The following is a 17,713-nucleotide window of genomic DNA, read 5'->3' as shown; positions in this document are numbered from 1 at the left end:
ATTCCAGGTGCCACTCCGTGGCGGCTTGCGCGTGTGGCGGTCATCGCCATGGCGTCCCTGCGCGATGGCTGTGCGCGGTGTCGTTGCGCGGGTGGCGGTAGAATGTGTGCATGCATATTTTCAAAGTATTCAATATCGAAGCGGCTCACCGCCTGCCCCATGTCCCGCCGGGGCACAAATGCGCGCGCCTGCACGGGCATTCGTTCCGTGTGGAAATCCACGTGGCCGGCGAGCCGGATGCGCAGTTGGGCTGGGTGATGGACTTTGCCGACGTCAAGGCTGCTTTCGCACCGTTGTATGACCAGCTCGATCATCACTACCTCAACGACATTGAGGGGCTGGAGAACCCGACCAGCGAAATGCTGGCGCGCTGGATCTTCCGCCGCCTGCAGCCCGCGTTGCCGGGCCTGGATAAGGTGGTGGTGCATGAGACCTGCACGTCGGGCGCTAGCTGCAGCCGTGACAGCTTTTGATGCGTCGCAAAATTTCTTGGTTTTGACTTAATTCTGCGTTTTTATTGAATTATTCGTGACAATGCGTCGTTTCGGGTAAAAATATATTGCACTGCACAATTTGATTTGGTAGAGTGGCTGCCACTACCCCCACTCCCTTCGAGGGACCAAGTCATGACGCAGCAACTGAATACTCAGGTTTTTGCTTACGCCAAGCAGCTTGCCGATAGCGCGTTCAAGGCGCAGTCGCTGGCACTCAAGGGTTTGGAAAAGGTCGCCGAGCTGCAGATCAAGGCTTTGGAGAAGCAGTCCGAAGCGGCCGCCGAGTTCATCAGCGGCGCGCTGGAAACGCGTGACATCGATGGCCTGCGCACCTTGTGGGAAAAGGCCACCGCTGCCGGTCGCGAGAATGCCGAGCATGTGGTCGCCGTGACCCAGGAAATCATCGCCGTGACCCAGAAGACCGCCGAGTCGCTGAACGCGCTCGTGCAGGAACAGCAGCAGGCTGCCAATGACGCGGTAACCGCGCCGGTCGCTGCTGCCAAGAAGGCTGCGACGGTCAAGTAAGCAGTGCTTTAGCGGCGCAGCGCTTCTTCCCCCCAGTTGCGTCAAGGGGCCGGACGGATGTCCGGCCCCTTTTTCTTGCGCCAATACGGCCCGGGATTCGTGAACGGATCGTCGGCTTGACAAGATGTCGCAGCGGACGTGGCTTGTCGCTGTAAATGCCTCGCTGATATACTTTTTCAGATTGGACCGTGGCCCGTAGCTGGTTCGGTGCCGCCTTGAGCGAAGCCGCGCGGGAACATCACGTGATCAACAGTCTTGCTTCCGGTCGTCGTTTGGCGTTGCGCATGATTTTGCTGCAACTCGCCGTGGCGGTGATCGTTGGCCTCGCCTTCCTGACGCAGGGTCCCCGTGATGCATGGGCGGCCGCTGCGGGTGCCACTTCGGTGGCGCTGGGTACCGCGCTACTGGCGTGGCGTACCTTTGCCGGGATGGACGGTGGCGGCATGACCATGTGGCGCGTGTTGTCAGGCGTGGTCTTGAAGTGGATCGTGATCTTCGGAGGGTTGGTCACGATCTTGGGTCATTGGAAACTGCCGCCTCTAGCCGCCATCACGGGGCTGGTGGCTGCGTACGCAATAAATCTGCTGGCGTTCAGATTTAAGGGTTAAGAACATGGCGAGCGAGCCGCAGGGCGGACTAACCGAATACATCCAGCATCACCTTCACCACAATACGGTGAGCTTGGGTGATGGCGCGTTCATGAAGATCCATCTCGATTCGATCGTGGTGGCCTTCGTGCTGGGCGCGCTGTTCTGCCTGTGGTTCTGGCTCAAGGCTCGCAAGGCCACCTCGGGCGTACCGTCCAAGGGCCAGGCTCTGGTCGAGCTGATCGTCGAGTTCGTCGACACGCAGGTAAAGGACACCTTCCACGGCGACCGTCGCACGGTAACCCCGCTGGCGCTGTCCATCTTCATGTGGGTGGCCTTCCTTAATGCGATGGACCTGTTGCCGCTGGATGCCCCGAGCTTCGGTGTGAAGTCCGTGGCGGGTACCGAGGCGATGCACCACACCTTCTTCCGCTGGGTGCCGACCGCCGATATCAACACCACCGTGGGCCTGGCCCTGGCTGTGTTTTTTATCGTGATTGCGCACGGCATGAAGGCCAAGGGTGCGCTGGGCTTCGGCAAGGAATTGATGACGGCTCCGTTCCATGCGGAGAACCCGATCGTCGTCGCCATCCTGGTGCCGTTCAACTTCCTGCTCAACGTCGTCGAATACCTGTCTAAGCCGGTGTCGCTGGCCATGCGACTGTTCGGCAACATGTACGGCGGTGAGCTCGTTTTCATGCTGATTGCGGGCCTGTTCGCAGGCTGGATCAGCTTCCTGCCGGGTGTGATCTTCAACACCGCATGGGCGATCTTCCACATCCTGATCATCCTGCTGCAGGCCTTTATTTTCATGATGCTGACGATCGTGTACATCGCCACGGCACGTGAGCATCACTAAGTTTCGACTCGCTCCAATTTTCGCTTCACCTTTCTTGTTCTAACCAACCCGTTATCGATTCACAGGAGAACACCATGGAACTCATCGCACACGTGCAGGGCCTGACCGCCATTGCCATCGGCATCATCATCGGCCTCGGCGCTCTGGGCGCTTGCTTGGGTATCGCCATCATGGGTTCCAAGTTCCTTGAGTCCGCTGCCCGTCAGCCGGAGCTGGTGCCGCTGCTGCAGGGTCGCATGTTCCTGCTCGCCGGCCTGATCGACGCTGCGTTCATTATCGGTCTGGCCGTGGCGCTGCTGTTCGCCTTCTCGAACCCCCTGATCAGCGCCCTGCACTAAGCATTCGACGGGCCGCAAGGCCAATCGGAGCGGGTTAAGTGGTGCCGCGGTGAAAAACCGCGGCATCACGTCAGCTTCAACGCCTTCGGGAGTTAATTGGAAAGCTCATGGATATCAATCTGACTTTCCTGGGCCAGATGGTTTCGTTCGCCATCCTGGTCTGGTTCACCACCAAGTTCATCTGGCCGCAGCTCAATCACGCGATTGAGGAGCGCCAGAAGAAGGTTGCCGATGGCCTGGCGGCCGCCGAAAAGGCGCGCGCCGAGCTCAAGGACGCCGACGCCAAGGTCGCGCTGGAGATCAAGCAGGCCCGTCAACAGGCCAACGAGATCATCGAGCGTGCCCAGAGCCAAGCCAACCAGATCGTGGACAAGGCTCGCGCCGAAGCTACGACCGAGGCCAGCCGCCTGAAGGCTGCCGCCGCCGACGAGATCGTCAGCATGCAGCAGCGCGCGCGCGAAGAGCTGCGTGGTTGGGTGGGTCGTCTGGCTATTCAGGGCGCGGAAAAGATCGTCCAGCGCGAAGTCGACGCCTCGGCCCACAAGGCCATGCTCGACCAGCTCGTGGCTGAGATCTAAACCATGGCCCAGGCAATCACCCTCGCCCGCCCGTATGCGCGCGCTGCCTTCGAACTGGCTCACGAAGCCGGCTCGATGGGTGTGTGGTCGCATGCGTTGGCGTTCGCCGCCGAAGTGGCGAAGGACTCGCGCGTAGCTGGTCTCACCAGCGATCCGCGCGTGCAGCCCGAGCAGTTGGTGGCGCTGCACCTGCCGCAGGGCATGGCCACCGATGCGCCGTTCGCCAAGTTCCTTGGCGAGTTGGCCGAGCATCGTCGCCTGAACCTGCTGCCGGAAGTGGCCGCGTTGTACGAACAGTACAAGCGCGATTCCGAGTCGCAGCTGCTGGTCAAGGTGACCAGCGCGTTTGCACTGGATGCCACGCAGGCCGAGCAGCTCAAGGCGTCGCTCAAGCGTCGCTTCAAGCGCGAGATCGAGCTGGAGACCAGCGTCGATGCATCGCTGCTTGGCGGCGTGGTGATCGACACCGGCAGCGAAGTGATCGACGGCTCTGCCCGTGGGCGTCTGGCGCGCATGACCCGCGCGCTGACGGCATAAGTATTTAGCGGCTTACATTTCAGGATATCGACCCATGTCCAGCTCCACCTTGAACCCGTCCGAGATCAGCGAACTGATCAAGACTCGCATCGAGCAGTTCAAGCTCGGCGCGGAAGCACGCAACGAAGGCACGATCATCAGCGTGTCCGACGGCATCGTGCGCATCCACGGCCTGGCCGACGTGATGCAGGGCGAAATGATCGAACTGCCGGGCAACGCTTATGCGCTGGCGCTGAACCTCGAGCGTGACTCGGTGGGCGCCGTGGTGCTGGGCGAATACCAGCACCTGCGCGAAGGCGATGTCGCCAAGACCACCGGTCGCATCCTCGAAGTGCCGACCGGCCCGGAGCTGCTGGGCCGCGTGGTCGATTCGCTGGGCAACCCGATCGACGGCAAGGGTCCGCTCAACGCCAAGACCAGCTCGCCGATCGAAAAGGTCGCGCCGGGCGTGATCTGGCGCCAGTCGGTCGATGAGCCCGTGCAGACCGGCTACAAGTCGGTCGACTCGATGATCCCGATCGGCCGCGGCCAGCGCGAGCTGATCATCGGCGACCGCCAGACCGGCAAGACCGCGCTGGCCATCGACGCGATCATCAACCAGAAAGACTCCGGCATTAAGTGCGTCTACGTGGCCATCGGCCAGAAGCGTTCGTCGATCGCCAACGTGGTGCGCAAGCTCGAAGAGAACGGCGCGCTCGCCAACACCATCGTCGTCGTGGCCTCGGCCTCTGAATCGGCCGCGCTGCAGTACATCGCGCCGTACTCCGGCTGCGCCATGGGCGAGTACTTCCGCGATCGCGGCCAGGACGCGCTGATCGTTTATGACGATCTGTCCAAGCAGGCCGTGGCTTACCGCCAGATCTCGCTGCTGCTCAAGCGTCCGCCGGGCCGCGAAGCCTACCCGGGCGACGTGTTCTATCTCCACTCGCGCCTGCTCGAGCGCGCGGCTCGCGTGTCGGCCGAGTACGTGGAGAAGTTCACCAACGGCGAAGTGACCGGCAAGACCGGTTCGCTCACCGCGCTGCCCATCATTGAAACGCAGGCCGGCGACGTGTCCGCGTTCGTGCCGACCAACGTGATCTCGATCACCGACGGCCAGATCTTCCTGGAAACGGACCTGTTCAACGCCGGCATCCGTCCGGCCGTGAACGCCGGTATCTCGGTGTCGCGCGTGGGCGGTGCCGCCCAGACCAAGATCGTCAAGAAGCTGTCCGGCGGCGTGAAGCTGGCCCTGGCGCAGTTCCGCGAGCTGGCGGCGTTCGCGCAGTTCGCCTCGGACCTGGACCCGGCCACCCGCGCCCAGCTGGACCGCGGCCAGCGCGTGACCGAGCTGATGAAGCAGTCGCAGTACGCGCCGCTGTCCATCGCCGAGCTCGCCCTGTCCGTGTACGCCGCCGAAAAGGGCTACCTCGATGACCTGCCGGTCAACAAGGTGCTGCCGTTCGAGAAGGGCCTGCACGCCTTCATGCACCAGAACCACGGCGAGCTGATGAAGAAGATCGTCGCCACCGGTGACTGGAACAACGACATCGAAGCCACCTTCAAGTCCTCGCTCGACGAGTACAAGAAGACCGGCAGCTGGTAAGCAGTAAACAGGGTGTACGGCCGTCCATACGGCCGTACCGCACTCCGGCCAGCGGGCCGGGATGGCACTAACCCATAAGGTTGAGGCAAACGTGGCAAGCGGACGCGAAATCAAAACCAAGATCAAGAGCACGCAGAACATGCGCAAGGTCACGCGCGCGCTCGAGATGGTCTCGGCCTCGAAGATCCGCAAGGCGCAGGATCTGATGAAGGCCTCGCGTCCCTATGCGCGTTCCATGCGCAAGGTGATCGCGCATGTGGCCCAGGCCAGCACCGACTTCAGCCATCCGTTCCTGCACTCGCGCGAGAAGGTGCAGCGCGTCGGCTTCCTGGTGGTCAGCACCGACCGCGGCCTGTGCGGTGGCCTGAACTCGAACCTGTTCCGTCGCCTGTTGCCGATCATCCGCGAGTGGCAGGACAAGGGCGTGGAGGTCGACGTGGTGGCTGTGGGCCAGAAGGCCGTGTCGTTCTTCCGTCGCCTGAAGGGTGTGAACCTGATCGGCAGCGCCACCCACCTGGGTGAAAAGCCCAAGCTGGAAGACCTGGTCGGCGTCATCAAGGTGGCGCTGGACGCCTATACGGAAGGCAAGCTGGACCGCGTGTTCCTCGCGTACAACGATTTCGTCAACACCATGACGCAGAAGCCGGCCATTCACGCGCTGCTGCCGCTGCCGGTGGTGGCCGAGGAAATGGTCCACGGCGAAGGCAAGCCCAACTCGCCGGATTTCCCGGTGGCCGGCCTCACGCTGGAACAGAAGCACGACTGGGACTACATCTACGAACCCGATGCCGCCACGGTGCTCGAGCACGTGCTGCAGCGTTACATCGAGTCGGTGGTGTACCAGGGCGTGCTGGAAAACCTCGCCAGCGAGCATGCCGCGCGCATGGTCGCCATGAAGGCGGCGTCGGACAACGCGAACAAGGTGATCGGTGAACTGACGTTGATCTACAACAAGGCCCGTCAGGCCGCCATTACCCAGGAAATCTCGGAAATCGTGGGCGGCGCGGCGGCGGTCTAAACCTCGCGGCCACCCAACCTAATTTTTTGGCGACGTTCATCGGCGCCTCGACAGACACTAAAAGATCCATCCGGAGCACATCCATGAGTCAGGGCAAAGTTGTACAGATCATCGGCGCGGTCATCGACGTGGAATTCGCGCGCGATCAGGTGCCGCAGGTTTACGACGCGCTGAAGATCGACGGCACCGCCATCACGCTGGAAGTCCAGCAGGTGCTGGGCGACGGCATCGTCCGTACGATCGCCCTCGGTTCCACCGACGGCCTCAAGCGCGGCCTGGTGGCCCGCAATACCGGCGAAGGCATCAAGGTGCCGGTCGGCAAGGCCACCCTGGGTCGCATCATGGACGTGCTGGGCAGCCCCATCGACGAAGCCGGCCCGATCGCCGCCGACGACAGCTGGGTCATCCATCGCGAAGCCCCGAGCTACGCCGACCAGGCCAGCTCGAACGATTTGCTTGAAACCGGCATCAAGGTCATCGACCTGATCTGCCCGTTCGCCAAGGGCGGCAAGGTCGGCCTGTTCGGCGGCGCCGGCGTGGGCAAGACCGTGAACATGATGGAGCTGATCAACAACATCGCCAAGGCGCACTCGGGTCTGTCCGTGTTCGCCGGCGTGGGTGAGCGTACCCGTGAGGGCAACGACTTCTACCACGAGATGAAGGACTCCAACGTGCTCGACAAGGTGGCCATGGTGTACGGCCAGATGAACGAGCCGCCGGGCAACCGCCTGCGCGTCGCGCTGACCGGCCTGACCATGGCCGAGTACTTCCGCGACGAGAAGGACGAGCACGGCAAGGGCAAGGACGTGCTGCTGTTCGTGGACAACATCTACCGCTACACGCTGGCCGGTACCGAAGTATCCGCGCTGCTGGGCCGCATGCCGTCCGCCGTGGGTTACCAGCCGACGCTGGCCGAGGAAATGGGCGTGCTGCAGGAGCGCATCACCTCCACCAAGACCGGTTCGATCACCTCCATCCAGGCCGTGTACGTGCCCGCCGATGACTTGACCGACCCGTCGCCGGCCACCACCTTCGCGCACTTGGATTCCACCGTCACGCTGTCGCGTAACATTGCCTCGCTGGGTATCTACCCGGCCGTGGATCCGCTGGACTCCACCAGCCGCCAGCTCGATCCGGGCATCGTGGGCGCCGAGCACTACGACGTGGCCCGCCGCGTGCAGGGCACGCTGCAGCGCTACAAGGAGCTCAAGGACATCATCGCGATCCTGGGCATGGACGAGTTGTCCGAAGACGACAAGCTGGCCGTGTCGCGCGCCCGCAAGATCGAGCGCTTCTTCTCACAGCCGTTCCACGTGGCCGAAGTGTTCACCGGCTCGCCGGGCAAGTACGTGCCGCTGAAGGAAACCATCCGCGGCTTCAAGATGATCGTGGACGGCGACGTGGACCACCTGCCGGAGCAGGCGTTCTACATGGTCGGTGGCATCGACGAGGCCATCAAGAAGGCCGAGGAAATGGGCGCCAAGAAGGCGGCCTGATCGGCGTGAAGTACCACGGTGAAGCGCAACGCAAGGCGCGCTTCGCTGGTCTCAGCCAGCCTCGTCTGCTTTTTACCGTACGCATCGGAATACCGTCATGAGTCATACCCTCCGTGTCGACATCGTCAGCGCCGAAGCCGAGATCTTCTCGGGTGATGCGCAGCTGGTGGTCGCCACCGGCGAAATGGGCGAACTGGGCATTGCGCCCCGCCACGCGCCGCTGATCACCCGTCTGAAGCCGGGCCACGTGGATGTGGTGCTGAGCAACGGCGAACGTCAGCAGTTCTGGGTGTCTGGCGGCATCCTGGAAGTGCAGCCGCAGGTGGTCACCGTGCTGGCCGACACGGCCGCCCGCGCTTCCGACCTGGATGAGCAGGCCGCCCAGCGCGCCAAGCAGGAAGCCGAAGACGCCCTGGCCAATCGCACCGACGCGGTGGAAATCGCCGAGGCGCAGGCCAAGCTTGCCGAAGCCATTACCCAGTTGCAGGCGCTGGAGCGCATGCGCAAGACGCTCAAGCACTGACGTCTCGCGCTGCCCCCTGCTTCGCGCAGGATTGCCTGACAAACGCCGGCCTCATGCCGGCGTTTTGTTTATGCTGGCTCACGACCCCCGGGAAGGAGGTGGCATGGACGACAAACGCGTCGGTGGCTCGCCATGGTGCCGTGGCGGTTGGCTTGCCAGCACCGTGCTGTTGGCGGCCTGCGCCAGTGCGCCGTCTAACACCGCATCCCCGCGCCCGGCGACCGAGGTTGATGCCGCGCATCGCGCGGCGGATCGAGGCGAGGTGGCCCACTACGAACTCGCTCTCGGACAGGTTTCCACGGGCGCCGTACCGCGCGAGCATCCGGCACCGGTCTATCCGGTCGCTCTGCGCGAAGCCCGCCTGCCGCCGCAGGAAATCAGCGCCCGATTGATCGTTGACGCCCAGGGGCGGGTCAGCGAGGTGTGCATCGACGGTGCGAATCCGGCCGATCCGCTGCGCAGCCCGTTCGATGCCGCCATTCGCGCTGCGGCGCTGCAATGGACCTTTGAGCCGCTGATGGTGAGCCAATGGGCGGCCGACGCCAACGGCAACACCCATGAGGTCGGCCGCCAGGCGCAGCCTTTCCGTTTCGACGTGGTGTTCCGCTTCGCCTGGAAGGACGGTAAGCCGGTGACGGGCGCCGACGCGGCCATCCTCCCCCAGACGCCCGCCCTAGGCCACTCGGGGGGCTGAAGCCCGCCCGGGCGTGGCTGGTATGCTCCGCCGCTGATTCGCTATAGGCATCTCCATGAACAACGCCGCCCCGCTGCACGTGATCGTCCTCGCCGCTGGTGAGGGCAAGCGCATGAAGTCGAAGAAGGCCAAGGTGCTGATGCCATTGGCCGGGCGCCCCTTGCTTGCACACGTGCTGGAGGCGGCGCGCGCTCTGAAGCCACAGGCGATCCATGTGGTGTACGGCCATTGCGGCGACCAGGTGCATGCGGCCTTCGAGCACGAGGCAGACCTGCGTTGGGTGCTGCAATCCCAGCGTTTGGGCACCGGTCACGCGGTGCGCGAGGCGCTGCTGGATGTACCGGACGAGGCAGTCGTACTGGTGCTCTACGGCGATGTGCCGCTCACGCGTGCGCAAACCTTGCAGCGTCTGGTGGCGGCCGAGGGTACGGTGGCCTTGCTCGCCACGCGTGTCGCCCAGCCGTTCGGCTACGGCCGTGTGTTGCGCGACGGCAATGGCCTTGTGCGCGCCGTGGTGGAGGAGAAGGACGCGGACGACGCCCAGCGCGCGGTCAATCTGATCAATACCGGCATTGTCGCGGCCGATGCGCAGGCCTTGAAGCGATGGACGTCCAAACTCGATCGCAACAACGTGCAAGGTGAGTACTACCTCACCGATATCTTCGCGATGGCCGCCGAGGAGAATCGCGCGGCTGCCTGTGTGGAATGCGCGGATGAATACGAGGCGGCCGGTGCCAACAATCCTTGGCAGCTCGCCGAGCTGGAGCAGCAATATCGCCTGCGTGCCGCCCGAGCGCTCGCCTTGGAAGGTGTGCGTATGGCCGATCCGGCGCGCATCGATGTGCGCGGCACCGTAAAGGCCGGCATGGATGTGGAGATCGATATCGATGTGATCTTCGAAGGCCAGGTGACGCTGGGCGATGACGTAAGCATTGGCCCTTTCGTGCGGCTCAAGGATGTGAGTCTGGCCGCCGGCACCGTGGTGCAGGCGCACTGCGACCTGGATGGCGTGGTGACGCATGGCCCCTGCACCATCGGTCCGTTCGCGCGTCTTCGCCCCGGCACGGAACTGGCGGCGGGTGTACACGTAGGCAATTTCGTGGAAACCAAGAAGGCGCGCCTGGGCGAGGGCAGCAAAGCCAACCACCTGAGCTATCTCGGCGATGCGGTGATCGGCAGCGGCGTGAACATCGGCGCAGGCACCATCACCTGCAACTACGACGGCGTGAACAAGCACCTCACGACCATCGGCGATGGTGCGTTCATCGGCTCCAATAGCGCCCTGGTGGCTCCGCTGACCATCGGCGCCCAGGCCACCATCGGCGCCGGTTCGGTCATCGGCAAGGATGCGCCGCCCGGTGAACTGACGCTGGCACGTGCGCGCCAACTGACGCTGGGCGGTTGGAAGCGCCCGACCAAAAAGGCCTAGGTTTCCCGCGCCAACGGGACACGCCTGATGCAGGCTTAGGCCTGACGGCCTATACCGCTTCCGCACGCTGGGCGCGCGTGTAAGCTGCGCCCAGCGGTCGCTTGGGAGCGTGCCATGCGTGTGCTCGATTGTCCTTGGTTGCGGTGGCTCGGCGCGGGTCTGCTGGCTGTATGCGTGCCGTTGCTGCATGCCGAAACCGGTGTGCGTGAATTGCCTTCGACACCTGAGCTTACGTCGGCGCTTGGCAAGGATTACGCCCTGCGCACCGCCCAGGTCGGCGCGCACACGGTGACACTGATCGACGTGAACTCCGGTCTCGGTGATTGGCTGCGACCTGATTCGGCCAAGCTTCCAACGCTGCCGCTCGATGCGCCCGCTGCCCTGCACGATCGCGTGCAATGGTTCTACGGCAATACCGTGGGCTGGATGCCCGTGCCCGCCGGCTGGCACGTACAGCGCGCCGCGATCGGGGTGGACGGTGGCGCGGTGTATACCTTCGCCGCAGCTGCGGGAGCGAGCTCCGGCTGGCTCTCCTACACCGTCGTTCCTGCCTGCCTGGGCTGCATGCTCGAGGTGGCGAATGGTTTGTTGCCGGGCGCCGGTGAGCATCTGGCAGATGTAAGCGGCGGGGCGGCCGCCAATCTTGGACAAACCAATCCGGTGATGAGCTGGCAGTCGCGTCCGGATGACTGCACCGCGTTGTTCCGCTATCGCGCGGCCGGGCTCACCGTGCAGGCCGCGGTGCTGAGCAGTATCCCCGTGAATGCGCTGGATAGCCCAAAGGGGGATCTTGCGGTGGCTGCGGTCTACGCGGCGCTACCGGGCGGCAAGCCCGATCTGTCTGCGTTCGTGATCGATAGTTTTCGGCAGGCCTTTCCTGCCTGCCATTCACCGCAGGGGTGGCCGGGCTGAGCTTCAGGCGTAACGCCAGCCGTCGATCTCCACCAGGAGTTCACTGCGGCAGATATCCCCATGCAGCATCAGCACCGGCACGCCAGGCAGGCGTTGCTGCAAAAAAGCGTGCACGGTCGCCGCATCGCCGGGGTGGCGCACATAGGCCTTGAGGGGTGATTGGGTGTCAAAGCCAGCGGCCATGCCCGCACTGGTCAGCAGGGCTTCGAGGTTGGTGAGGGTTTCGTCCAGTTGGGCGGGCAGGTCGTTCTGATGCGCGGAGGCGTGGCCGACCACGGCCGCCGTGCCGGAAATGGCCAGCGCATCGCCGCCGGGCAGCGCCATCGCGCGGGCGAAGCTGGGTGGCGTGCGACCGTACTGGCGCGGGTAACGCCATGCGCTGACCTGGCGCGGGTTCTCCACGCGCTGACCGGCCTTGTCACAGGCCAGTAGATAGACCTGCAGATGCGCGTGGCCAGCGTGATGACCAATGGCCGTAGCGGCCGGAAAGCCATCGGCGAAGACATCACCCATGCCGGCTGCGCGCCCTTCGCAGAACGCCTTGTAGCGCTCCGCATCGCCCTCGCCCTGATTGATCGCGCCCAGGTAGTTCCAGATGCGCTGTACATGGCGTTCCGGGCGCGCGTGCAGAAACGCACCCAGCGCACGGTAAGCCGCGGCGGCGGTATCGCGGGGGCCGCCGTGCATGGCCTCATCCAGTTCGATGGCGGCGAACAACCAGCCGGCGCCAGCGGACCACCGTAGTTCACCGTCGCGACCGTGGCTCACGGGCCCCTCGACCTGCCACACCTCGACCGGCGCCGGGGCGTGGAAACTCTCCAGGGCGATGGTCAGCCAGCGTGAATCGGCGCTGGCCGGTGCGCCCGAGCCAAAGCCCAGGGCCGCCAGCGTGCCCGGTTCGGCCAGCAAGGTCACCGGATCGCCTGCCCGATAGGTCACCAGGGGTGCCCGGCGCCCCGCAAGCCTTACGTTTTCACAACCCTGAACCATGGAATCAAGCCGGGGGTAGGAGGGGGTCATGTTACACTCGCCGGCCGCTGCCTCTGGGGGAGAGGCGCATGCAATCGTCCGGAATCAGGCATGGCTGAGCAGACCGCCGCACAACACGAACTGGCTTTGTTGATCGTGGAGAGCCTCAACCTGGACTCGGTCACGGCGGACCAGATCGACCCCGATGCGCCCCTTTTCGGCGGAGATCTGGGCCTGGACTCCATTGATGCACTGGAGATCGCGCTGGCCGTGTCCAAGCGCTATGGCTTCCAGCTGCGCTCGGACAACCCGGAAAACCGTCAGATCTTCACCAGCCTGAGCACCCTGTCGGCGCACGTCGAACAGCATCGTGCCGTTTAACTTGCATCGGGCATGATGTGTCTCGCGTGCGGCCTTCACCGGCCGCCGTCATTCGACGTTCCGCGAACAGGTTGAGCCCCGCATGTTGTCCTCCGACGCCTCTTCACCGATAGCCACATCGCCACGCGGGCTAACGCTTTCCGCGTCATCTGCCGGTGCACCGTGGTGTGGCCGGGAGCCGGGTGCGTCATGAGTACGTCGACGTTCGAGCACACGTTCTGCGTGAGTGCGGGGCATCCCAGCTTGCCGGGACATTTCCCGGGCGCGCCGCTGGTACCGGGCGTGGTGCTGCTCGACCACGTGGCGCAGGCGCTGCGCGTCTGGCGGGGGGAACGGTTGGCCCGCATCGTCGAGGCGAAGTTCGTAGCGCCTTTGCTGCCGGATCAAGCGGCCCGGATCGTACTGAGCGACGTGCAGGGACGCGTGCGTTTCGAGGTCCACCGCGATGACCAGCTGCTGGCGCGCGGCAGCGTGGTGGGGGCGGCATGAGCGAGCATTGGCAGCGTCGTCCGGAAGGCGGCGGTCGCCGCGCGCTGTGGTTGATCCGCAGCATTGCGCTGCATGGCGGTCGTCCGCTGAGTCGGCTGTTGCTGTATCCGATCACGCTCTACTTCTACGTGCGGCGCGGCCCCGAACGTATCGCCTCGCGTCGCTTTCTTGAGCGCGTGCTGGGCCGGCCGGTATCCGCCTGGCAGGTGATGAAACACCTTCATTGCTTCGCCGCCACCCTGCTCGATCGCATCTACCTGCTGGCGCATGGCGAGCGTGGCTTCGACATACAGGTCGAGGGTCTGGATGCGCTGGAAACCTGCATCGCGCAGGGGCGTGGCTTGTTGCTGATCGGCTCGCATCAAGGCAGCTTCGAGGCGCTGCGTGTGCTCAGCACGCGACGTCCCGATCTTCCGCTGCGCGTGGTGTTGGACAAGCAAAAGACGCCGGCCATGACCGAGTTGCTCGAAGCACTGGCGCCCGATATCGGTGCCAGCGTGATCGATGCTTCGCAAGGTGGCGCGTCCATCACGCTGGCGATGTCCGAGGCCTGCGCCCAGGGCGCCATGGTCGCCTTGCTCGCCGACCGCGGTCGCGAGCACGAAGTGCTGCGACGCACGCCCTTCCTGGGCGAGCCGGCGCCATTTCCCGTGGGTCCCTGGCTGCTCGCCCACTCGCTGCGTGTGCCGGTGATGTTGTGCTTTGGCCTGTACGAAGGCGGCAATCACTATCGCCTGATCTTCGAGCCCTTCGCCGATGAAGTGCAGGTGCCGCGCCACGATCGCGCGCGCGCCCTGGATGCATGGCTCGCTCGCTACGCCCATCGCGTGGAACATTTTGTCCACGTCGCTCCCTATAACTGGTTCAACTTCTATGATTTCTGGCAGCAAGACGTGGGTGCTCCTGTGCAGCCTGACGCTGTCGCCGTACGCGAACGCGTCGGCGCCTGAGGACGCCGCCACCGCGCGCGAGCTGGTCAGCGCGCTGGGCCGCCCCGCCCCCGCGCGCACGCCGTTTGCCGAGGCGCGCTTCATGAAGATGCTGGACCAGCCATTGGTGGTTTCGGGCCAGTTGTCGTGGCTCGGCGGTGACAGGCTGGAGCGCCAGCTGCTGCAACCACACCGTGAACTATCGACCATTGCCGATGGCGAAGTGACGCAGCAACGCGAAGGTCGCGAGCCCCGCCGTTTCTCGCTCAAGCGCGCACCGCAATTGCAGGCGCTGCTGGATAGCTTCGTGGCCTTGCTTGGAGGCGATCCGGCGCGGTTGGAGCAGGCGTTCACCATTCAACGTAGCGGCACGGACGCTACCCACTGGACGCTCACCTTGATTCCGCGCGATCCCAAGTTGGTGCGCACGGTCAGTCGCATCGAGATCGATGGCCGTGGCAACGAGCCACGCTGCCTGCGTATGCAGGAAGCCGATGGCGACCTCGCGGTGGACCTGCTGGGCGAACTGGCGGCCAGGATGCCGGCCGCACCTACACGCGAAGGATTGGTGGCGCTTTGTCAGGGCGGTTGAGCATGCGGCGCGGCGGTCGATGGTTCCTGCTGCTGGGTTGGTTGGCGCTGTTGGCCGTTCTCGCCGTGGTGGTGGTACAGCGACTGCGTGTGAGTACCGATCTGCGCAGCTTCATGCCGGCACCCAGCACGGCTGACCAGCGCTTGTTGATGGAGCAAGTGGGCGAAGGTCCGGGCTCGCGCTTGCTGCTGCTGGCCATCGGCGGCGCCCCGGATGACGCGCTGGCCACGTTGAGCCAAGGCTTGGTGCAGTCCCTGCGCCACGATACGCGCTACACCCAGGTGCTCAATGGCAGCTTCGACATGGCCGCATTGGATGATACGTTGCTGCCTTATCGCTACCTGCTCTCGCCCACGCTCGATCAACAGCGGCTGGACGCGCCCTTTCTGCGCGATCAGCTGGAGCAACGACTGGAGGATCTCTCCTCACCCGCGGCCAGTCTGTTGAAGGGCTTGCTGCCGCGTGATCCCACGCTCGAGGTGCTGCAACTGGCCCAGCGCTGGACCCCCGCCACGTCGCCGGAACTGCGCGAGGGCGTGTGGTTTTCCGCGCAAGGTGAGGCCTTGTTGGTGGTGCAGACCCGTGCGGCGGGCTTTGATCCCGGCGCGCAGGCTGATGCGGTCGCCGGTATCCAACGCGCCTTCGACGCGTTGCCGGCGCGCGCGGGGGCAACGCTGGCATTCAGCGGCCCGGGGTATTTCAGCGTGGTCGCCAATGCGCAGACACGCGGACAGGCCGAGTGGATCGGTCGTGTATCCACCGTGGGTTTCATCCTGCTCTTGCTGCTTGCCTACCGTAGCGTGGCGTCGCTATTGCTATCGGCGTTGCCCATCGCCAGCGCCGCGCTGGCGGGCATGCTGGCCCTGATCGTGCTGTATCCGCAGGTGCATGGCATCACCCTGGCGTTTGGCTTTACCTTGCTGGGCGTAGCCCAGGAATATCCCATACGCGTGCTCAGCCACCGCCGCGCTGGCGAAGATGCGGTGCAGAGCGTGCGCGATCTATGGCCGCTGCTGCTTACCGCCATCATGTCGGCATGCATTGCCTACCTCGCGTTCTACGCATCGGGTGTGAACGGCTTGCGCCAGCTCGCCGTATTCACCGTGGTGGGTTTGCTGGTCGCCGGTTTCAGTACGCGCTATCTGCTGCCGTATCTGTTGCCCACGCACGTACGCGACGTGGCACACATGCCTTGGCTGGTCACCGCGCGTCGGTGGGTGGATGCGTTGCCGCGCCCACGTTGGCTGCCGCTATTCGTAGCGCTGGCTACGGTAGTCATGCTGGTGGCGGCGCAGCCGCCGTTCTGGCAGAACGATCTATCGGCGCTGACACCGCTGCCACGTGACCTGCTGCAACGCGACGCGCGCCTGCGTGCCGCCTTGGGCGCGCCGGATGTGCGCTATCTGTTGGTGCTGCAGGCACCCAGCCAACAGGACGTACTGCGCCTCTCCGAAGCGCTGGAGACATCGGCGACTGCGCTGCAGGCCCGCCATGTGGTGGATGCCATCGAATTGCCCTCGCGCTATCTGCCCAGCGACGCCGTGCAGCGGGCGCGTCAGCAGGCATTGCCGGATCGCGCCGCGCTGGAGCGGGCACTGGCCGACGCCGAGCAGGGGTTGCCGTTTCAGCCGGGATTGTTTGCGCCCTTCGTGAACGACGTGGAGCAGGCGCGTGGGTTGCCGCTATTGGAGCCCGCACGCGTTGAGGGCTCGCCGCTGGGGCAACGCCTGGCAGCCATGTTGCAGCAACGCGATGGGCGCTGGTTGGGTCTGGGTACGGTGAGCGGCGTGCATGACGTGGCCGCGTTACAGCAATGGGCCCAAGCCCAGGGCGATGCGGTGCGCGTGCTCGACCTGAAGGCGGCCGCCGAATCGCTGGTGGTGGACTACCGTGCTCGTATTCTGCAGGCTTTGTGGGTGGCTACGGTGCTGCTCGTGTTGACTATTACGCTGTCGTTGCGCAGCCTGCGCCGCGCCTGGCATGTATTGGCGCCCATGACACTGGCGACATTTCTGGTGCTGGCGGTCGAGCGCATCGCGGGCGTCGAGATATCGCTGTTCCATCTAGTAGCCTTGATTCTCGCTGCCGGCCTGGGACTGCATTACGCGTTGTTCTTCGAACGCGATACCGGTGACCTGAACGAGCAGCGACGCACCCTGCATGCCACCCTCGTGTGCGTGCTCTCGGCGCTGCTGGTGTTTGGCATGCTGGCCTGGAGTTCCATTCCGGTGCTGCGCGCCATTGGCTTGACCGTGAGCCTGGGTGTGGCATTCCATTTCTGTCTTTCCATCCTGATGGCTCCGCATGCTCGCCAAGACTGATTGGGCTCACCTGATTCCGCACCAGGGCAGCATGTGTCTGTTGGACGCCGTGCTGGCCTGGGACGAGGCGGATATTCACGCCATCAGCGAAAGTCACGCGCGCGAAGATCAGCCCTTGCGCGGTGAATCAGGGCTGCATGCGGTGCATCTGGCCGAATACGGTGCGCAGGCCATGGCCGTGCATGGCGCCTTGCTGGCACGCCATCGAGGCAGTGAAGCCGTACGCCCGGGGCGTCTGGTGAGCCTGCGCGAGGTGACGCTTGCCGTGGAGTACGTGGAGGCGTCGCTCGGGCGTTTGGACGTCCATGCACACGCACTCTACGCGGACGATGCCGGCGCACAGTATGCGTTTCGCATAGAACAGGGCGGCCGCCTCTTGGTGAGCGGCCGCGCGGCGGTGATCCATCCGACCCGCGGTTAACCGCGGATGCCCGGCTTGCATCGCATGGCGTCGCGG

At 64.5% G+C, this 17,713-nt stretch carries 21 protein-coding genes; 20 read left to right on the top strand and 1 reads right to left on the bottom strand.

Features of this window, described 5'->3' with window-relative positions; genetic code table 11:
* The first annotated feature begins 110 nt into the window (after positions 1-110).
* From queD to JHD67_RS11095, 14 genes are all read left to right on the top strand, one after another.
* Positions 111-473: a 6-carboxytetrahydropterin synthase QueD gene (gene queD, locus JHD67_RS11160; RefSeq protein ID WP_199099255.1), complete on the top strand. Its 363-nt coding sequence runs from the start codon at positions 111-113 to the stop codon at positions 471-473.
* Between the two features lie 153 nt (positions 474-626).
* On the top strand, positions 627-1,019 hold the full coding sequence (locus JHD67_RS11155; RefSeq protein ID WP_199099254.1) for a phasin family protein: 393 nt from the start codon (positions 627-629) through the stop codon (positions 1,017-1,019).
* 188 nt (positions 1,020-1,207) lie between these two features.
* Positions 1,208-1,627 (top strand): ATP synthase subunit I, encoded by a 420-nt coding sequence (locus JHD67_RS11150; protein ID WP_343214351.1) that lies wholly within the window; start codon positions 1,208-1,210, stop codon positions 1,625-1,627.
* Between the two features lie 4 nt (positions 1,628-1,631).
* Positions 1,632-2,465, top strand: a complete 834-nt coding sequence (gene atpB, locus JHD67_RS11145) for a F0F1 ATP synthase subunit A (protein ID WP_199099253.1) — start codon at positions 1,632-1,634, stop codon at positions 2,463-2,465.
* 74 nt (positions 2,466-2,539) lie between these two features.
* Entirely contained in the window at positions 2,540-2,803 is a 264-nt protein-coding gene (atpE, locus tag JHD67_RS11140; protein WP_046971224.1) for a F0F1 ATP synthase subunit C, read from the top strand.
* A gap of 107 nt (positions 2,804-2,910) precedes the next feature.
* On the top strand, positions 2,911-3,381 hold the full coding sequence (locus JHD67_RS11135) for a F0F1 ATP synthase subunit B (protein WP_199099252.1): 471 nt from the start codon (positions 2,911-2,913) through the stop codon (positions 3,379-3,381).
* A gap of 3 nt (positions 3,382-3,384) precedes the next feature.
* Entirely contained in the window at positions 3,385-3,918 is a 534-nt protein-coding gene (locus tag JHD67_RS11130; RefSeq protein WP_199099251.1) for a F0F1 ATP synthase subunit delta, read from the top strand.
* A gap of 34 nt (positions 3,919-3,952) precedes the next feature.
* Positions 3,953-5,503 (top strand): F0F1 ATP synthase subunit alpha, encoded by a 1,551-nt coding sequence (gene atpA, locus JHD67_RS11125; RefSeq protein WP_199099250.1) that lies wholly within the window; start codon positions 3,953-3,955, stop codon positions 5,501-5,503.
* Positions 5,504-5,594: 91 nt separating this feature from the next.
* The gene (atpG, locus tag JHD67_RS11120; protein ID WP_199099249.1) at positions 5,595-6,521 is read left to right on the top strand and encodes a F0F1 ATP synthase subunit gamma; all 927 of its coding nucleotides are present in this window, start codon (positions 5,595-5,597) and stop codon (positions 6,519-6,521) included.
* Positions 6,522-6,604: 83 nt separating this feature from the next.
* Positions 6,605-8,017, top strand: coding sequence for a F0F1 ATP synthase subunit beta (gene atpD, locus JHD67_RS11115; protein ID WP_199099248.1), 1,413 nt, complete (start codon positions 6,605-6,607; stop codon positions 8,015-8,017).
* Positions 8,018-8,114: 97 nt separating this feature from the next.
* Entirely contained in the window at positions 8,115-8,540 is a 426-nt protein-coding gene (locus JHD67_RS11110) for a F0F1 ATP synthase subunit epsilon (RefSeq protein WP_199099247.1), read from the top strand.
* Between the two features lie 103 nt (positions 8,541-8,643).
* Positions 8,644-9,234, top strand: a complete 591-nt coding sequence (locus JHD67_RS11105; RefSeq protein ID WP_233171811.1) for a hypothetical protein — start codon at positions 8,644-8,646, stop codon at positions 9,232-9,234.
* A gap of 55 nt (positions 9,235-9,289) precedes the next feature.
* Positions 9,290-10,663, top strand: a complete 1,374-nt coding sequence (gene glmU, locus JHD67_RS11100) for a bifunctional UDP-N-acetylglucosamine diphosphorylase/glucosamine-1-phosphate N-acetyltransferase GlmU (RefSeq protein ID WP_199099246.1) — start codon at positions 9,290-9,292, stop codon at positions 10,661-10,663.
* A gap of 114 nt (positions 10,664-10,777) precedes the next feature.
* Positions 10,778-11,575: a DUF4850 domain-containing protein gene (locus tag JHD67_RS11095; protein ID WP_199099245.1), complete on the top strand. Its 798-nt coding sequence runs from the start codon at positions 10,778-10,780 to the stop codon at positions 11,573-11,575.
* 3 nt (positions 11,576-11,578) lie between these two features.
* On the opposite strand, the gene JHD67_RS11090 is transcribed toward JHD67_RS11095, so the two are convergent.
* A complete protein-coding gene (locus JHD67_RS11090) occupies positions 11,579-12,565 on the bottom strand; it encodes a pteridine-dependent deoxygenase (protein WP_199099280.1) in 987 nt (328 codons plus the stop codon).
* Between the two features lie 90 nt (positions 12,566-12,655).
* Here JHD67_RS11090 and JHD67_RS11085 point away from each other — a divergent pair, with 90 nt between their 5' ends.
* The 6 genes from JHD67_RS11085 to JHD67_RS11060 all read left to right on the top strand — a co-directional run bounded on the left by JHD67_RS11085 (position 12,656) and on the right by JHD67_RS11060 (position 17,677).
* Positions 12,656-12,925, top strand: a complete 270-nt coding sequence (locus JHD67_RS11085) for a phosphopantetheine-binding protein (RefSeq protein WP_199099244.1) — start codon at positions 12,656-12,658, stop codon at positions 12,923-12,925.
* Positions 12,926-13,114: 189 nt separating this feature from the next.
* Positions 13,115-13,414: a hydroxymyristoyl-ACP dehydratase gene (locus JHD67_RS11080; RefSeq protein WP_199099243.1), complete on the top strand. Its 300-nt coding sequence runs from the start codon at positions 13,115-13,117 to the stop codon at positions 13,412-13,414.
* Complete coding sequence (locus tag JHD67_RS11075) at positions 13,411-14,364, top strand: acyltransferase (protein WP_199099242.1); 954 nt, start codon at positions 13,411-13,413, stop codon at positions 14,362-14,364. The genes JHD67_RS11080 and JHD67_RS11075 overlap by 4 nt, the downstream gene beginning before the upstream one ends.
* Positions 14,312-14,935, top strand: coding sequence for a LolA-related protein (locus tag JHD67_RS11070; protein ID WP_343214350.1), 624 nt, complete (start codon positions 14,312-14,314; stop codon positions 14,933-14,935). The genes JHD67_RS11075 and JHD67_RS11070 overlap by 53 nt, the downstream gene beginning before the upstream one ends.
* Positions 14,936-14,937: 2 nt before the next feature.
* The gene (locus JHD67_RS11065) at positions 14,938-17,256 is read left to right on the top strand and encodes an MMPL family transporter (RefSeq protein WP_199099240.1); all 2,319 of its coding nucleotides are present in this window, start codon (positions 14,938-14,940) and stop codon (positions 17,254-17,256) included.
* Positions 17,240-17,677: a phosphotransferase gene (locus tag JHD67_RS11060; protein WP_199099239.1), complete on the top strand. Its 438-nt coding sequence runs from the start codon at positions 17,240-17,242 to the stop codon at positions 17,675-17,677. Before JHD67_RS11065 ends, JHD67_RS11060 begins: the two co-directional genes overlap by 17 nt.
* The last annotated feature ends 36 nt before the right edge of the window (positions 17,678-17,713 follow it).

Source organism: Dyella sp. ASV21 (assembly GCF_016428975.1).
GTDB lineage: Bacteria > Pseudomonadota > Gammaproteobacteria > Xanthomonadales > Rhodanobacteraceae > Dyella.
This window is presented reverse-complemented; position numbering and strand designations above follow the sequence as displayed.

What these genes read in the sequence shown, in the direction of transcription:
- queD (WP_199099255.1), top strand. Translation starts at nt 111, where the DNA reads ATGCATATTTTCAAAGTATTCAATATCGAAGCGGCTCACCGCCTGCCC.
- JHD67_RS11155 (WP_199099254.1), top strand. Translation starts at nt 627, where the DNA reads ATGACGCAGCAACTGAATACTCAGGTTTTTGCTTACGCCAAGCAGCTT.
- atpB (WP_199099253.1), top strand. Translation starts at nt 1,632, where the DNA reads ATGGCGAGCGAGCCGCAGGGCGGACTAACCGAATACATCCAGCATCAC.
- atpE (WP_046971224.1), top strand. Translation starts at nt 2,540, where the DNA reads ATGGAACTCATCGCACACGTGCAGGGCCTGACCGCCATTGCCATCGGC.
- JHD67_RS11135 (WP_199099252.1), top strand. Translation starts at nt 2,911, where the DNA reads ATGGATATCAATCTGACTTTCCTGGGCCAGATGGTTTCGTTCGCCATC.
- JHD67_RS11130 (WP_199099251.1), top strand. Translation starts at nt 3,385, where the DNA reads ATGGCCCAGGCAATCACCCTCGCCCGCCCGTATGCGCGCGCTGCCTTC.
- atpA (WP_199099250.1), top strand. Translation starts at nt 3,953, where the DNA reads ATGTCCAGCTCCACCTTGAACCCGTCCGAGATCAGCGAACTGATCAAG.
- atpD (WP_199099248.1), top strand. Translation starts at nt 6,605, where the DNA reads ATGAGTCAGGGCAAAGTTGTACAGATCATCGGCGCGGTCATCGACGTG.
- JHD67_RS11110 (WP_199099247.1), top strand. Translation starts at nt 8,115, where the DNA reads ATGAGTCATACCCTCCGTGTCGACATCGTCAGCGCCGAAGCCGAGATC.
- JHD67_RS11105 (WP_233171811.1), top strand. Translation starts at nt 8,644, where the DNA reads ATGGACGACAAACGCGTCGGTGGCTCGCCATGGTGCCGTGGCGGTTGG.
- glmU (WP_199099246.1), top strand. Translation starts at nt 9,290, where the DNA reads ATGAACAACGCCGCCCCGCTGCACGTGATCGTCCTCGCCGCTGGTGAG.
- JHD67_RS11095 (WP_199099245.1), top strand. Translation starts at nt 10,778, where the DNA reads ATGCGTGTGCTCGATTGTCCTTGGTTGCGGTGGCTCGGCGCGGGTCTG.
- JHD67_RS11090 (WP_199099280.1), bottom strand. Translation starts at nt 12,565, where the DNA reads ATGGTTCAGGGTTGTGAAAACGTAAGGCTTGCGGGGCGCCGGGCACCC.
- JHD67_RS11085 (WP_199099244.1), top strand. Translation starts at nt 12,656, where the DNA reads ATGGCTGAGCAGACCGCCGCACAACACGAACTGGCTTTGTTGATCGTG.
- JHD67_RS11080 (WP_199099243.1), top strand. Translation starts at nt 13,115, where the DNA reads ATGAGTACGTCGACGTTCGAGCACACGTTCTGCGTGAGTGCGGGGCAT.
- JHD67_RS11075 (WP_199099242.1), top strand. Translation starts at nt 13,411, where the DNA reads ATGAGCGAGCATTGGCAGCGTCGTCCGGAAGGCGGCGGTCGCCGCGCG.
- JHD67_RS11065 (WP_199099240.1), top strand. Translation starts at nt 14,938, where the DNA reads ATGCGGCGCGGCGGTCGATGGTTCCTGCTGCTGGGTTGGTTGGCGCTG.
- JHD67_RS11060 (WP_199099239.1), top strand. Translation starts at nt 17,240, where the DNA reads ATGCTCGCCAAGACTGATTGGGCTCACCTGATTCCGCACCAGGGCAGC.